This is a genomic window from Chimaeribacter californicus, assembly GCF_002858675.1.
GTDB lineage: Bacteria > Pseudomonadota > Gammaproteobacteria > Enterobacterales > Enterobacteriaceae > Chimaeribacter > Chimaeribacter californicus.
The window spans coordinates 305,303-319,303 of the sequence record NZ_PJZF01000002.1 but is presented as its reverse complement, the minus strand read 5'-3'; the positions used below and the strand labels follow the sequence as shown (position 1 = coordinate 319,303).

Sequence of the window (14,001 nt, the reverse complement as noted above, 5' to 3'; positions counted from 1 at the left end):
ATGATAATTTAGCCGCCCCTTCACAGAAAGAAACAGGCGTGCGATAAAAATATCACGGATCGTTTATTTACTTTATCACCGGATGAATCATGCTTATAAATAAACCGAATATCGTTATTCTGATGGCAGATCAGTTAACCGCCGGGGCATTACGCACTTACGGAAATAACGTCAGCCTGACGCCCAATATTGATAGGCTGGCGGAAGAGGGCGTGGTATTTGACTCCGCCTATTGCAACAGCCCGCTGTGCGCCCCGGCCCGCGCCTCGCTGATGACCGGGCAGCTGCTCTCCAAAAATGGCGTCTTTGATAATGCGGCGGAGTTCCGGGCGGACTCGCCGACCTTCTGCCACTACCTGCGCGAGCAGGGCTACCGCACCTGGCTCTCCGGCAAGATGCACTTCTGCGGGCCGGACCAGCTGCACGGCTTTGATGAGCGCCTGACCACGGACATCTACCCGGCGGATTTCGGCTGGACGCCGGACTGGGCGCACCCGGAGCGCCGGCTCGACTGGTTCCACAACATGAGTTCGGTGCTGGAGGCGGGGGAGTGTGTGCGCACCAACCAACTGGACTTCGATGACGAGGCGCTGTTTATGGCGCGCCAGCGCCTGTATGACGCCGCCCGCCGCCCGGATGAGCAGCCGTTCCTGCTGCTGCTGTCGCTGACCCACCCGCACGATCCGTTTGCCATTCCGCGCCGTTACCTCGACCGGTTTAACGAAGAGGATATCGATCTGCCGCACACCACGGCGGCGGAGGTAGAAAGCGATCCGCACTCAGCGCGCCTGCGTGCCATGTATCAGCTGGAAGAGGGGCTGCTGAGCGACGCGCAGATCCGCCGGGCGCGCCACGCCTATTACGGCGCGATGGCCTACGTCGATGACTGCTTCGGGGAGGTGATTCGCACCCTGGAGGAGACCGGGCTGGCGGAAGACACCATCGTGTTCGTGGTGGCGGACCATGGCGAAATGCTGGGCGAGCGCGGGCTCTGGTACAAAATGAGCTTTTTCGAGGGGGCGGTGCGCATCCCGTTTATCGTCCATAACCCGAAACGCTTTGCCCCGCACCGGGTTAAGGAGAGCGTGTCACTGGTGGATCTGCTGCCGACCTTCACCGACCTGGCGGGCGGCGGGGCGCGTCTGCGGCAGCCGGTCGCGCCGCTGGACGGCCACAGCCTGGTGCCGCACCTGAAGGGCGACGCCGGGCCGGATGAGGCCTGCGGGGAGTATCTGGCCGAAGGCGCGGTCGAGCCTATTGTGATGATTCGCTGTGGCCCGTGGAAATACATCCACTCACTCACTGAGGCGCCGCAGCTTTACCATCTTCAGCAGGATCCGCATGAGCGGCAGAACCTGGCTGCGCAGCCCGCGTATCAGGCACAGGCTCAGGCGTTCGCTGCGGAGGTGGCCGCCCGCTGGAACCTGGCAGATCTGGATAAGCAGGTGCGCGCCAGCCAGCAAAAACGCCTCTACCTTACTGAGATTGCCGGTCGCGACGCCATCCCGAAATGGGATTTCCAGCCGCACCAGCCTGCGTCCCAGCGCTATATCCGTAACCATCAGACACTGGATGAGCAGGAAGCCTTCTCCCGCTATCCACGCCCACACCAGCACACGCCCGGGAAACCCTTATGAAAAAATTGACGACCTTTATGCTGCTGGCCGCTTCCGGCCTGCTCCCGCTCACCAGTGTGGCGGCGGAACAGGCGCGCTGCGCCACCGTGAACCAGTCCGATCCCGGCTGGACGGACATCGCCGCCACCAATGCGCTCTCCGGGGTGGTGTTAAACGCCCTCGGCTACGAGCAAAAAGTGCAGAACCTCTCGGTGGCGCTGGCGTTCCAGGGGCTGAAGACCGGGCAACTGGACGTCTTCCTCGGGAACTGGATGCCGGCGCAGGCCCCGGTCATCAGCAAATACAGCAGCGACGGCGCGATTAATGTCATCGGGGCGAACTTACCGGCAGCGAAATTCACGCTGGCGGTGCCGGATTACGTGGCGGCGGCCGGGGTGAAGGATTTCGCTGACCTGCAAAAGTACGCCGACAAATTCGGCCATAAAATCTACGGCATCGCGCCGGGCGCACCCGCCAACCAGAACATTAAAAAGATGCTGGATAAGCATGATTTCGGGTTACAGGGCTGGAGCCTGGTGGAGTCGAGCGAAAGCGGGATGCTGGCGCAGGTAACGCGCGCCGTCAGCCGCCAGCAGTGGGTGGTATTTTTGGGCTGGGAACCGCACGCGATGAATACCCGTTTCAAACTCACCTACCTCAGCGGCGGTGACGCCTGGTTCGGCCCGAACTACGGCAGCGCCACGGTGAACACCGTCACCCGCAAGGATTTCGCCGCCGAGTGCCCGAACCTCAACCGGCTGTTCACCCAGCTGAAATTTGACGTGCCGCTGGAGAACGCCATCATCACCCGCGTATTGGATGACAAACAAAGCCCGGCCGACGCCGCCCGCGCCGAACTGGCCAAACGCCCGGCGTTGCTCACCGGCTGGCTGAACGGCGTCACCACCCGCGAGGGCCAACCGGCAGAACCCGCCGTGAAGAAAGCGCTGGGCATCTAAGGGTGTAACCCACCTCAAAACGGGTGCCGCCACGGCAGGGCGACACCCGTTTTCGTTTGTTATTGGGTCTTGTTTTTAAGTCATGCCTGCCAGCCGTCGCACCCGTAACCTATGCATTTTCATGTTCTTGCTTTGAAATCGTGGGTGATATGATTATCGGCCAGCCCCAGATCACGCAAGGATGACGCCATGGCCGTACCAACCTATGACAAATTTATTGAACCCCTGCTGCGTTTTTTAGTGACGCGGCCGCAGGGGGTACCCGCCAGAGAGGCGCATGAGGCCGCCGCCGCGGCGCTGGGGTTAGAGGAGAGCCAGCGGGCGGAGGTGATCGCCAGCGGTCAGCTGATGTATAAAAACCGGGTCGGCTGGGCGCATGACCGCCTGAAACGTGCCGGACTATCGCAAAGTATGTCCAAAGGGAAATGGTGCCTGACGCCGCAGGGCGTTGACTGGGTAAATGCGCACCCTCACGCCCTGACAGACGCGGAGGTGAATCATCTGGCGTTTGCGTTTAATAACGTGAAGCTAAAACAGCAGCCTGATGCCGTGGATCTTGACCCTCAACCCGAACCCGTCAGCACGGTAGATCTGGCCAAAAGCAGCCCGGATGATCGTCTGGAACAGGCATTAAAAGAGTTGCGCGATAACGTTGCCGAAGAGCTGCTGGTCAACCTGCTGCAGGTCTCGCCGGAGCGTTTTGAAATCATCGTGCTGGATGTGCTGCATCGCCTCGGCTATGGCGGCCACCGGGACGATCTGCAACGCGTGGGCGGCACCGGGGACGGCGGCATCGACGGCGTGATCTCCCTGGATAAACTGGGGCTGGAAAAGGTCTATGTGCAGGCCAAGCGCTGGCAGAACACGGTAGGGCGGCCGGAATTGCAGGCGTTTTATGGTGCGCTGGCCGGGCAGAAGGCGAAGCGGGGCGTGTTTATCACCACCTCCGGGTTTACCGCGCAGGCACGGGATTTTGCACGGTCGGTGGAAGGCATGGTGCTGGTGGACGGCGATCGTCTGGTGCACCTGATGATCGATAACGGCGTGGGGGTCTCTTCACGCCGTATCAATGTGCCGAAGCTGGACATGGATTATTTCGAATAACCCGCCCGCTTTCCGGCGGGCAGGCTTACTGTTTATTTAAACCCCAATTATTTAAAGCCCCTCAAATCACCCAAACCGCTCAGCACGGAACGTGGCGAGCATCGGGTGTTTTTCGCCGGTGAGGATCTCATCGGCCAGCAGTTCACCGACGATCAGCGCCAGGGTTGCGCCGGAGTGGGTAAAGGCGACGAAGCAGCCGGGTACGCTCTCCAGTTCGCCGAGTACCGGGTTGCCGTCGCCGGGGATCGGTTTGGGGCCGAGTTTCCAGCTGGCGGCCTGTAACGCGGTGCCGTCACCAACCAGTGCGCCCGCTTCCTGCATCAGCTTGTCCACCACGCTTTCGGCGATGGTGTAGCGGCCGTCCGGTTGCTGCACGATATCCTCTTCATACCAGTCGTGATCCGCGGCCAGCGTGCTGCCGGGGTTGGGGCGGATGGCGGCACGCGGCGTGTTCATTACCACCTTCAGGCCGTGCGCGGTGGGCTGGCTGATGACCAGCATCGACACCGGCGAGCCGTTAGGGATGGTGACGCCGAGCGGCGCGACCACGTCCGGCGTCCAGGGGCCACAGGCCACCAGCACCGCATCGGCGCGCAGCTCGCCTTTATCCGCGCTGCGGATGCCGCAAGCGCGCCCGTTCTCCGTCAGCACATCCGCTTTCCCGGCTTGCTCCACAACCTCACCGCCCAGGTCGCGGAACTGCTGAGCGAGGAATTCGATCAAATGCGGCAGGCTCACCCAACCTTCGCCGGGGTTGAAGATCGCGGCATCCGCCACCACGCGCGGGTTGACGCGGCTGTCCACCGCCGCCACACCGTCGGCATCGACCAGATGGGAATCGTAGCCGTGCACCTTCTCGTAGGCGTGGCGGGCGCGGGTGCCGGTGGCGTCGTTCGCGGCCCAGCAGAGGCCGCCGTCAAAGCGCAGCCACTCGCGCGTTGGGTCTTGCGCGAACAGCGTGCGGTAGCGGTCGATGCCCGCCATGCGCAGCGCGTGGTAGGGCAGGGTGCGTTCGCCCGCCGAGTTCAGCCACGACAGCGACCGGCCGGACGCGCCCGAGCAGAGTTCCGCTTCTGTCACCAGCGTCACCTGCGCGCCGCGTTTCGTCAGCTCCAGCGCCGTGGAGACGCCCAGCACGCCGCCGCCCAATACCACCACTGTTTTTTTCAAATTCACAGACATCGTTCTGTTCCTTGCAATAAGAGGAAAAGGGAACGCCGTTCAGGCGTTGCGCACCGTGGAGCGCGCATGGAGATCGTCAATCAGCCGCAGCACCGCCAGCGCCTCGCGGGCGTCCACCGGCGCGGGTGCGCCGTCATGCAGGGCGCGCGCCAGTTGCTGATAAAAAGCCGGGTAGTTGCCGCGTTCCTGCGCTACCGGCTGGTGGTTATCGCCCTCGCCGAGCGTGCCCCACTGGGCGGCAGGCGTCACGCCGTAAGCCGCATCGGTGGGCGTCATCCCCGCCGCCAGCGATGGTTCCTGGTTATCCAGCCCCCAACTGGTGAAGGCGGCGCGGCTGCCGAGCAGGTGGAAACGCGGGGCCGGGCGCGCTGCCTGGCCGTTCATCCACAACCGCGAGCGCACGCCGCTCTCATGCAGCAGTGAGACGAAGGTGTCTTCGTCAGTGTCCGAGAGCGCCGGGGAGCCGTAGCGCGTCAGCTCCGCCGAGGCTTCGCGCACCGGGCCGAACAGCTGAATCGCCTGATCGATTAAATGGCTGCCGAGATCCAGCAGCAGCCCGCCGCCCTCTGCCAGGGTCACGCGGTCGCGCCAGTTGCCGAAGCCCTCCGGCCGCCACCACTCAAAGCGGGACTCAAAACTGCGCACCCGCCCCAGTTGCTCCTCCGCCAGCAGGCGCTTTACCGTCAGGAGATCGCCGTCCCAGCGGCGGTTATGGAACACCGTCAGCAGCGTGTTGTGGGCCTGCGCATCGGCGATCATCGTCTCCGCCTCGGCGGCGTTGGCGGCGAACGGCTTATCCACCACAAGGTGAAGGCCGCGGCGGCTGGCGTCATGCGCCTGTTGGGCGTGCTGCGCAGGCGGCGTGCCGAGCACGATCAGGTCAATGGCCAGCGCGCCGCTGTCGATCTGCTGCATCAGCGCGTCCCAGTCGGCAATCAGGCTCGCCTGCGGGTAGCGCTGTTGCGCGGCATGGCGGCGCTCAGCGTTGCTGGTAACAATCGCTGCCAGGCTGAACTGCGGATCGGCGGCCAGCAGCGGCGCGTGGAACACCTGCCCGGAGATGCCGAAGCCCACCAGCGCGGTGCGGATAACCGGGGATGAAACCCGTTGATGCGTCATTACAGAACCTCCGAAAGAAAACGTTGCAGGCGCGGCGACTGCGGCCGGTCAAAAATCGCGTCCGGCGGGCCGAACTCGACGATCTCGCCCTCATCCATAAACACCACCTGGTCGGCGACGCGGCGGGCAAAGCCCATCTCATGCGTCACCACCGCCATCGTCATGCCGCGCCGGCAGAGATCCGCCATCAGTGACAGCACGCCCTTGACCAGCTCCGGGTCGAGTGCCGAGGTCGCTTCATCAAACAGCATCACTTCCGGGTCCATCGCCAGTGCGCGGGCAATGGCGACGCGCTGCTGCTGGCCGCCGGAGAGATCGCGCGGCCGGTGGTCAGCCCGCTGGCCCAGCCCCACCTCCTCAAGCCGCTGGCGGGCGATCGCCATCGCTTTGGCTTTTGACATCCCTTTGACTTTCCAGGGAGCCAGCGCCACGTTCTCCAGCACACTGTGGTCGGGGAACAGGTTGAAATGCTGGAACACCATGCCGATGCGCAGCCGCAGCGCGTCGGGCTGGTCCCGCAGTACCGATTTGCCCGCCAGCAGCACATCACCGGACTGCGGCTCATGCAGCCGGTTAATGCCGCGCAACAGCGTGGACTTGCCCGAGCCGGACGGGCCGATGATGCAGGTGGTGGTGCCGGGCGCGATGTGCAGCGACACCTTGCGCAGCACCTCAATCGGCCCGTAGGCCAGCGTCAGGTCGCGCAGCTCCAGGCTGGCGCCGTGGTAGGCGGCTGCCGTCGTGGTCGGTTGATTCATGTTATTGCCCTCGCTCGGTGATCAGCGGGTTAATCGCCCCGCCGGTCAGGGCGGGGGCGGGCTTTTGCTGCACTTCGTCCACCTCTTTTAAGCCGCTTTGCGGGGCGGTCAGGCGACGGCGGCCGGTGCGGTAGCGCACGTCAACGTGGTTCACGGCGTGGGTCAGCGGCACGGTGATGATCAGGTAAAACAGGCCCGCCAGCAGCAGCGGCGAGAGGTTACCGGTGAGCACGGCGGCATCCTGCCCGACGCGGAACAGCTCGCGCTGGCCGGTCATCAGCCCCAGCAGGTAGACCAGCGACGAGTCTTTGATGATGGCTATGAACTGGTTGACGATCGCCGGCAGCACGCGGCGGATGCCCTGCGGGATAATCACCAGCCGCATCGCCCGGCCGTAGCTCATGCCGAGCGCGCGGCAGGCTTCCATCTGGCCTTTCTCAATGCTCTGAATGCCGGAGCGGAAAATCTCCCCCATATAGGCGCTGGCGATCAGGCTCAGGGCGAAAATGCCGAGCGGGTAGGGCGTCGGCCCGAAAATCTGGTAGCTGAAGCGGGCGAGGCCCTGGCCAATCAGCAGGATGGTCAGAATCGACGGCAGGCCGCGGAACAGGTCGGTGTAGAGGCGCGCCGGGATGCGCAGCCAGCGCGACGGGGAGATGCCCATCAGCGCCAGGATCAGGCCAAACAGCGTGCCGAGGATGGTGGCCGCCACGGAGATGATCACCGTGTTCACCAGCCCGGTGCTGAGCAATTGCGGCAGCACCTCCAGCATCGACGGGATATCAAAAAAGGTGCGGGAAAGTACAGTTAACAGATCCATAGCCGTATCTCACTAAAAGCGGGTGACGGGGCGCGCCCATCACCTGTTGAGCGGACTGAACGCAGAACGTTCGCGGAGTTACTGGGGCAGGTACTGCTTCGGCAGCGGCGAGCCGGGGAACCACTTCTCGTAGAGCTGTTTCCAGGTGCCGTCCTGCATCGCGTCTTTGATGGCTTTATCCAGCGCGGCCTTGAACGCCGGTTTATCTTTGGCGATCGCGACCCCGGCCGGGGCATCAAAGGAAGGGATGTCGGCGGCGGTGACCAGCTTGAAGCGTTCGGCGTAACTTTTGGCGGCCTCGTTATCGAGGAAAATCGCGTCCAGCGTGCCGTTGTTCAGCGCCGAGACCGCGGCGTTGTTATCCGGGAAGCGCACCACGTCGGTCTGCTTGAAATGCTCGATCGCATAGGCTTCCTGCAAGGTGCCCTGCACCACGCCCAGCCGCTTTTTCGCCAGCGTCCCGACGTTCTTCACGCCGGAGTCGCTGCGCGTCAGTACCGTAAGAAAGCCCACCAGATAGCCGGTGGAGAAATCCACGGTTTTTGCGCGCGCCGGGGTGATGCCGATGGCGGCGACGCCCGCATCATACTGGCCGTTCGCCACCGCCGGCAAAATGGCGGTGAAATCCTGGCCGATAAAATCGACCTGCTCGATCCCGATGCGATGCGCGACGTTCTTGAAGAACTCCACATCGAAGCCGGTGAACTGGCCGGTTTTGTCGGTGAAGGTGTAAGGTTTGGCATCGCCGAGGCTGGCGACCCGCAGGTGGCCCGGCTCAATCAGGCCATAGGGGTTGCTGTCTGCGGCGGCATACGCGCCGAAGGAACAGAAGGCAACCGAGGCAAACAGCGTGGCGGCTAGGGTTGGCAGGCGATTGTGCAGATAGTTATGCGATGTCATAAGCTCATCCGTTTTAGTCAGGTGTAAACATCAGAGTCTGTTGAACCGGCAGTGTTATGGTAATATGAGACCGGTCTCAACACAGGTGACTGTTTGGCCCTGTGACTCAAGTGAGACCGGTCTCAAGCAGTTGTAGAGATAATAAGCACAGCGCTTTTAGAGCGTCAACATTGATGTTAACAACTTGTGATACAATTTCATTATGACCAACATTCTGCCCCCAATTAAAGCGCCGACCGTTGCCGATGTGGCAAGGGCTGCCAACGTTTCCAAAGCCCAGGCGGCGCGTGCGCTGGGCGGCTATGGTGCTGTCAGTGAAGAGGTACAGACGCGGGTCAACCACGCGGCGGCACAGCTCGGCTACCGGCCGAATGAGCTGGCGCGCAGCATGAACACCGGCCGTTCCAACACCATCGGCGTGATTGTCGGGGACATTGAGAATCCGCACTTCGGCCTGGCGTTACGCGGCATGGCGGACGTGGCGCGGCAGGCGGGTTACCACCTGCTGCTGAGCAACAGTGACGAGCAGCTTGCGGCCGAACAGGACGCGGTACACGTGATGCTGGAGAAGCGCGTGGACGGCATCATCGTCGCGCCGTGCAGTTCGGTCGCCGGCGACAACGTACACCTGGCGCAGATCCTGGCGGCGGGGCGGGCGCTGGTGCTGTTTGACCGGACGGTCGAAGGGCTGGAGGTCGAGGCGATCTGTGCCGAATTCACCGTCCCGGCGCGCGAGGCAACGCGCCGGCTGTTAGAGGCCGGGCACCGGCGCATCGCCTACGTGACCAGCATGCGCTGCGCAGAGCCGTGGCGTTACCCGGAAGATTTCGGCCTGACGCCGGTGGCCCAGCGCGTAGGCGGCATGGAACTGGCCTTCGCCGACGCCGGGGTAATGTTCGATCCCACGCTGATTAAGGCCAACGCGCTGGATGAGGCCTCTATCGCACGGATTGTGGAAGAACTGTGGCAACGCCCCGCGCCACCGACGGCGCTTATCGCCTCCGACAGCCTGATCGCCATGTCACTGCTGCGCGAACTAAGCCAGCGCGGCCTGCGCATCCCGCAGGATCTCTCCTTCGTGATGTACGACAACTTCCCCTGGACGGAGATCGTCCACCCGCCCCTGACCGTGGTCGCCCAGCCGGTCTACGACATGGGCCGCGAAGCCGCCCGCCGCCTGATCGCCCGCATCAAAGGCGAAGAACCGGGGCCGATGCTGCCCTTTAGAGCGGAACTGCTGGTGAGGGGATCGATTGGGGAGGTGGGGTGAGGGGCCCCACTCTTTTTATCGGGAATAGCGGGCGTTTAATTCCCTGCTTGCTATAAGTTATCGATAAAAATATGTTTCCGATGAAAATCCAAATGTTCTTCACTCGGTGAGAATTGGGCCGAGTGCCGTATTTTCACACCCTCATATTTTAAGAAATTATCCCGCGCAGAGACGCTTTTTAAACGTTTAAGGTGTATGGATAATACAAGCTCTAAATCCTCGTTAAAGGTAATAAGCCCTTGGTCAAAGGCGCGATCATGAAGATTAGACAGGCATAAACCATTTCTAGGATCCAGACGGTACCGCGGATCTGCTTTCCATGGGCGAATATGGCTGGCAATCAGCAAGATAGGATCTTCTAACCCGGTTATGCAGCACCGGTTGTCATACGCTTCCAAAACCCGCTTACGGAATAGTTGCTGGCCAATACGGGTTTTAACGGGTTTGATTTCTTCTTTCCCTGTAAAATCAGCGGGTTCTTCATCATTTTTTACCGGGGTAGGTGGTTCATACATCGCCATCACCGATTGGCACTCATGTTCAAACTTGTCGGGATCTTGATTCATCTCCTCCCACAAGCGTCGATCTGCGTTAGATGCGCCCGTTAAGCCAGTACGGCCCGAGTTAGTAATAAAAGGATCTAAACTCGCAATATTAACTAATTTCATCGCAAGGGCTGAAGGCGTCCGGCCGATTAAGTCAGCGTAATATTGGATAGTGGAATTTTTGGAATGCATTTGCCCAAAGGGCAGTTGGCTATATAAGGTAAAAGCGACTAAGAGTTGATCACGCGTCCATAATGTTGTTGATAACATATTCTTACCTAGAGATAAATTAAAATTTATATATTATAACATTAATTTATTTTTTAAAAAATCATCACCACCTAATAAATTCGAGATTTTTTAATTTTTTTTAACCCGTCTAATAAAGAGCATGCAGAAATTAAATATTTTTAATCGTATTAATAAGAGTTATTTAACGAAGAGTTCTTGGTAAAAAAATACCCATGCTTATTATTCTAGATTAGATTATTTAAAAAATTTCTATAAAATATGGAGATACTTTTTTAATAAAAATAATCACTGTTTATATTGACAGGTGTTTTGGTTAGGGCAAAATAGTATCTATGAAATTTATCATATAGTGTATATACTACATTATAAGTATAACTATTAATCTACTGTTTTTAAATGATAATTTTAGGATTTTGCAAATGTTAGATGAAAGCCAAGTGAGGATAAGTTCTACTAATGGTAGGGCTATATTAGATAATTCTATGCAGATTGCTCAAAAACCTATTGCATTAAGTTTTTTTAGTGGAGCTATGGGATTAGATATTGGCATTGAGCAAGCTGGATTCAAAACTCTGTTAGCCTGTGAAATCGATAAGGCAGCTAGAAAGACTATTCAAAAAAACAAGCCTAATTTACCTTTGATCGGTGATATTAGAGATTATTCCTCTGAAGAAATCATGGAAATTTCCGGGTTAAAAATAGGTGATGAAGTCGATTTAATTATGGGCGGGCCACCTTGCCAAGCATTTTCTACTGCTGGTAAAAGATTAGGTCTGGAAGATGATAGAGGGAACGTTTTCATAAAGTTTTTAGAAACAGTATTAGAAATAAAGCCTAAATATATAGTTTTAGAAAATGTCCGCGGTTTACTATCGGCACCGCTATTACATAGGCCTCATAGTCAAAGAGGTGAGGATTTTCCTCCGCTGGCGTCCGAGGAAAAACCTGGCGGTGTTCTACACTATATAGTAAGAATGCTTGAAAATGCAGGATATAATGTCTCTTTCAATCTTTATAACTCTGCTAATTTTGGCGTTCCTCAGATTAGAGAGCGAGTGATAATAATTTGTTCTAGAAACGGAAAAAAAGTTCCTTATCTTAAGCCTACTCATAGTGAGCATGGCGAGTTTGGGTTAAAAAAATGGCTAACTTTCAAGGAAGCTGTTAAGGACATTCCAGATGACGATGCTGAACATATAGAATTTCCTGAAAAAAGACTAAAATACTTTAAACTATTAAAAGCTGGACAATATTGGAAAAATTTGCCAGAAGAGCTGCAGAAAGAAGCATTAGGTAAATCCTTTTATTTAGGCGGTGGAAAAACTGGTTTTTTAAGAAGAATTTCTTGGGATCGGCCGGCACCAACATTGGTCACGCATCCAGCAATGCCCGCCACTGCTCTTGCGCATCCTGAGAAATTAAGACCTTTATCTATACAAGAGTACATGAAGATACAGCAATTTCCAGATGACTGGATTATTGAAGGAAAGACTTTAGATAAATATAGACAATTGGGTAATGCAGTGCCTGTTGGTTTAGGAAAAGCGGTAGGTGATTGTATTATAAGAGAAATAAATGAAGAAGAGCATCCTTTAATCGAAGGGTTTAAATATTCAAGATATAAAAATACTTCTGATATTGAATTTATGAAAAAATTCTCTTGAGATAAAATGAAGGCCCCTCATCTGGCGCCTTCATTTTTATATAAAGATTATTATTTTTGGGTGTTACTTGCAATTAACGATGCTTTGCATTATTAATTTTTTTCTTCATTGTTAAAAATAAATTTTATTTAAGAGAGTTCAAATAATTAATTACAAAGTCTCTGAATTTTTCTTCGGAAAGGTGTTTAGTTGAAACCTCATCGGGGAATCTTTCCCAGTTAGAACCAATCTTTTTAGAGAATGTTCTAAACCATTTTATTATATCTGTATTATTACGAATTGCGCTACTTGATGAGTTCTCTGTATTATCTCTATTCTTTACTTGTAGCATTTTCCATTTATTCTCACCTTCTTCCCATTTTATAAAGTCTACAGCTTTAACAACAGTTCCTGAACACCAAATCCACCCATGAGGTTCTAACTCATGTGCTAAATATCTTTCAAGCAAATCGCCAATTATATTCTCAGCACCCATAGATAGCGCATGCGTGTCTTTTATTTCGCTTAATTTTTCAGGTGAAATATCAAAAGTAGTTTGAAGCACTACACCCACCATTTCATCAGGAATTGTATTTGGCCTAGAAGGCTTTTTTGGTATTCTACTGTTTGAAAATATACGAGCTGCATTCTTTATATATTCTTCTGTACCAACAGGCGGGCTGTTTTTTTTGTTGAAGCACTCTCTGGGTATAAACTAATGAATCCAATCAATTCGCCAAATTTAGTACATAGCTCTGGGTTGATGTGTTGCATTTCTCTTTTGGCAATTTCAATGGCATTAGTAGTGAAAACATTTTCTCTATTCGAAGTCATAATCTTTCCTTGTTTAGTTGAAATCGAATTATTATACTTTTATGTCAATTTTATTACAAATATATTCTTTATCTCTTAAAAAGAAATGTTAATTGGACATAGTGTATAAAATTTTATGCTTTGAATTTGGTAATCAGCTGAAATTTTTTCTATAAGCTGAATGGAAATATATTGCACCTTAATTCAAAAAATAATAAAAATTACGATTAAGGGTTTATCCGTATTCACCGATCTGGTGCCGGTCTACCCCAACTGCCATAGCATTATCCATCGTAAGAAAAACCGCACCCTCTCTATCGCTGAGATGAAAGCGATGATCGCTGCCCAGCGTCGTTAAAAACCCGCCGCTGCTTATACAGCGGCGCGCTGTTTACCCCTGCTTCTTCAACTCCGCCAGCACATCATTGCGGCATTTGGCGGGGTCTTTGGCCAAGACGCTGCGCTGCTCTTCGTTGAGGTCCATAAACGCGTCGACCACGGCTTCGGCTTCGTCGTCCTGGAACTCCGGCTTGTTCATGGCGGAGGAGGAGACGCCTTTGCCGGCGCGGACTTTCAGCTGATCGAGGTAGTGATCGCTGTCGCCTTTGCCGCTGTCCGCTTTTATCTCTTCACACAGGTTATTGATATATATCCCGGTGTGGCTGTGGGCGTCGTCTGCGGCGTGGGCGAAGGAAGAGGCCGCCAGCAGGGCGGAAAGTATCAGTATTTTTTTCATTGTTGTTGCTCCTGTAGATGCCGGGCCGCGATGCCCGGCAGGGTTGGCAGGCAGGTGCCCCTTGGAAACGGTGATGACTTCAAAACCATACTCAGTGAAGCGTCTGTTAAGTATCGGACAAATCGGCAAAACGGCAACGCGTAGTGGCGGGCGTGCAGGGCTGGGGTGCTCATTTTTCAGACCCTTTCCCCACGTTCTCCCCCACGGGCGGGGTGCGGGCTGTGCTATGGTCGGGGAGGGTTATACTTCGTGATGATGTTTTCATCCGTTCACCAATAAGGGAC

At 55.8% G+C, this 14,001-nt stretch carries 14 protein-coding genes; 5 read left to right on the top strand and 9 right to left on the bottom strand.

From position 1 onward, the window contains the following. Positions 1-89 precede the first annotated feature (89 nt). From betC to CYR55_RS04440, 3 genes are all read left to right on the top strand, one after another. Positions 90-1,637, top strand: a complete 1,548-nt coding sequence (gene betC / locus CYR55_RS04450; protein WP_101814939.1) for a choline-sulfatase — start codon at positions 90-92, stop codon at positions 1,635-1,637. After that, complete coding sequence (gene choX, locus CYR55_RS04445; protein WP_101814938.1) at positions 1,634-2,575, top strand: choline ABC transporter substrate-binding protein; 942 nt, start codon at positions 1,634-1,636, stop codon at positions 2,573-2,575. Before betC ends, choX begins: the two co-directional genes overlap by 4 nt. 189 nt (positions 2,576-2,764) lie before the next feature. Then, entirely contained in the window at positions 2,765-3,679 is a 915-nt protein-coding gene (locus CYR55_RS04440; RefSeq protein ID WP_101814937.1) for a restriction endonuclease, read from the top strand. A gap of 66 nt (positions 3,680-3,745) precedes the next feature. Here the strand turns inward: CYR55_RS04440 and CYR55_RS04435 are convergent, their stop codons facing one another. From CYR55_RS04435 to CYR55_RS04415, 5 genes are all read right to left on the bottom strand, one after another. Continuing rightward, positions 3,746-4,861, bottom strand: a complete 1,116-nt coding sequence (locus CYR55_RS04435; protein ID WP_101814936.1) for an NAD(P)/FAD-dependent oxidoreductase — start codon at positions 4,859-4,861, stop codon at positions 3,746-3,748. 39 nt (positions 4,862-4,900) lie between these two features. Continuing rightward, on the bottom strand, positions 4,901-5,980 hold the full coding sequence (locus CYR55_RS04430) for a Gfo/Idh/MocA family protein (RefSeq protein WP_101814935.1): 1,080 nt from the start codon (positions 5,978-5,980) through the stop codon (positions 4,901-4,903). Then, on the bottom strand, positions 5,980-6,738 hold the full coding sequence (locus CYR55_RS04425; RefSeq protein WP_101814934.1) for an amino acid ABC transporter ATP-binding protein: 759 nt from the start codon (positions 6,736-6,738) through the stop codon (positions 5,980-5,982). The genes CYR55_RS04430 and CYR55_RS04425 overlap by 1 nt, the downstream gene beginning before the upstream one ends. A 1-nt stretch (position 6,739) precedes the next feature. Then, the gene (locus tag CYR55_RS04420) at positions 6,740-7,558 is read right to left on the bottom strand and encodes an amino acid ABC transporter permease (protein WP_101814933.1); all 819 of its coding nucleotides are present in this window, start codon (positions 7,556-7,558) and stop codon (positions 6,740-6,742) included. A gap of 78 nt (positions 7,559-7,636) precedes the next feature. After that, entirely contained in the window at positions 7,637-8,458 is an 822-nt protein-coding gene (locus CYR55_RS04415; RefSeq protein ID WP_101814932.1) for an ABC transporter substrate-binding protein, read from the bottom strand. A 202-nt stretch (positions 8,459-8,660) separates the two neighbouring features. Between CYR55_RS04415 and CYR55_RS04410 the strand changes: the two genes are divergently transcribed. Further along, a complete protein-coding gene (locus CYR55_RS04410; RefSeq protein ID WP_101814931.1) occupies positions 8,661-9,728 on the top strand; it encodes a LacI family DNA-binding transcriptional regulator in 1,068 nt (355 codons plus the stop codon). A gap of 50 nt (positions 9,729-9,778) precedes the next feature. Here CYR55_RS04410 and CYR55_RS04405 read toward each other — a convergent pair whose 3' ends face one another. Continuing rightward, positions 9,779-10,543, bottom strand: a complete 765-nt coding sequence (locus CYR55_RS04405; protein WP_101814930.1) for an HNH endonuclease — start codon at positions 10,541-10,543, stop codon at positions 9,779-9,781. 401 nt (positions 10,544-10,944) lie between these two features. On the opposite strand from CYR55_RS04405, the gene CYR55_RS04400 reads away from it, so the two are divergent. Continuing rightward, positions 10,945-12,189: a DNA cytosine methyltransferase gene (locus tag CYR55_RS04400; RefSeq protein WP_101814929.1), complete on the top strand. Its 1,245-nt coding sequence runs from the start codon at positions 10,945-10,947 to the stop codon at positions 12,187-12,189. A gap of 124 nt (positions 12,190-12,313) precedes the next feature. Here CYR55_RS04400 and CYR55_RS04395 read toward each other — a convergent pair whose 3' ends face one another. The 3 genes from CYR55_RS04395 to CYR55_RS04385 all read right to left on the bottom strand — a co-directional run bounded on the left by CYR55_RS04395 (position 12,314) and on the right by CYR55_RS04385 (position 13,717). After that, complete coding sequence (locus tag CYR55_RS04395; protein ID WP_241522083.1) at positions 12,314-12,805, bottom strand: SinI family restriction endonuclease; 492 nt, start codon at positions 12,803-12,805, stop codon at positions 12,314-12,316. Between the two features lie 14 nt (positions 12,806-12,819). Then, positions 12,820-13,002, bottom strand: a complete 183-nt coding sequence (locus CYR55_RS23925; RefSeq protein ID WP_241522075.1) for a hypothetical protein — start codon at positions 13,000-13,002, stop codon at positions 12,820-12,822. Between the two features lie 370 nt (positions 13,003-13,372). Next, a complete protein-coding gene (locus CYR55_RS04385; protein ID WP_101814928.1) occupies positions 13,373-13,717 on the bottom strand; it encodes a hypothetical protein in 345 nt (114 codons plus the stop codon). Positions 13,718-14,001 lie beyond the last annotated feature (284 nt).

What these genes read in the sequence shown, in the direction of transcription:
- betC (WP_101814939.1), top strand. Translation starts at nt 90, where the DNA reads ATGCTTATAAATAAACCGAATATCGTTATTCTGATGGCAGATCAGTTA.
- choX (WP_101814938.1), top strand. Translation starts at nt 1,634, where the DNA reads ATGAAAAAATTGACGACCTTTATGCTGCTGGCCGCTTCCGGCCTGCTC.
- CYR55_RS04440 (WP_101814937.1), top strand. Translation starts at nt 2,765, where the DNA reads ATGGCCGTACCAACCTATGACAAATTTATTGAACCCCTGCTGCGTTTT.
- CYR55_RS04435 (WP_101814936.1), bottom strand. Translation starts at nt 4,861, where the DNA reads ATGTCTGTGAATTTGAAAAAAACAGTGGTGGTATTGGGCGGCGGCGTG.
- CYR55_RS04430 (WP_101814935.1), bottom strand. Translation starts at nt 5,980, where the DNA reads ATGACGCATCAACGGGTTTCATCCCCGGTTATCCGCACCGCGCTGGTG.
- CYR55_RS04425 (WP_101814934.1), bottom strand. Translation starts at nt 6,738, where the DNA reads ATGAATCAACCGACCACGACGGCAGCCGCCTACCACGGCGCCAGCCTG.
- CYR55_RS04420 (WP_101814933.1), bottom strand. Translation starts at nt 7,558, where the DNA reads ATGGATCTGTTAACTGTACTTTCCCGCACCTTTTTTGATATCCCGTCG.
- CYR55_RS04415 (WP_101814932.1), bottom strand. Translation starts at nt 8,458, where the DNA reads ATGACATCGCATAACTATCTGCACAATCGCCTGCCAACCCTAGCCGCC.
- CYR55_RS04410 (WP_101814931.1), top strand. Translation starts at nt 8,661, where the DNA reads ATGACCAACATTCTGCCCCCAATTAAAGCGCCGACCGTTGCCGATGTG.
- CYR55_RS04405 (WP_101814930.1), bottom strand. Translation starts at nt 10,543, where the DNA reads ATGTTATCAACAACATTATGGACGCGTGATCAACTCTTAGTCGCTTTT.
- CYR55_RS04400 (WP_101814929.1), top strand. Translation starts at nt 10,945, where the DNA reads ATGTTAGATGAAAGCCAAGTGAGGATAAGTTCTACTAATGGTAGGGCT.
- CYR55_RS23925 (WP_241522075.1), bottom strand. Translation starts at nt 13,002, where the DNA reads ATGACTTCGAATAGAGAAAATGTTTTCACTACTAATGCCATTGAAATT.
- CYR55_RS04385 (WP_101814928.1), bottom strand. Translation starts at nt 13,717, where the DNA reads ATGAAAAAAATACTGATACTTTCCGCCCTGCTGGCGGCCTCTTCCTTC.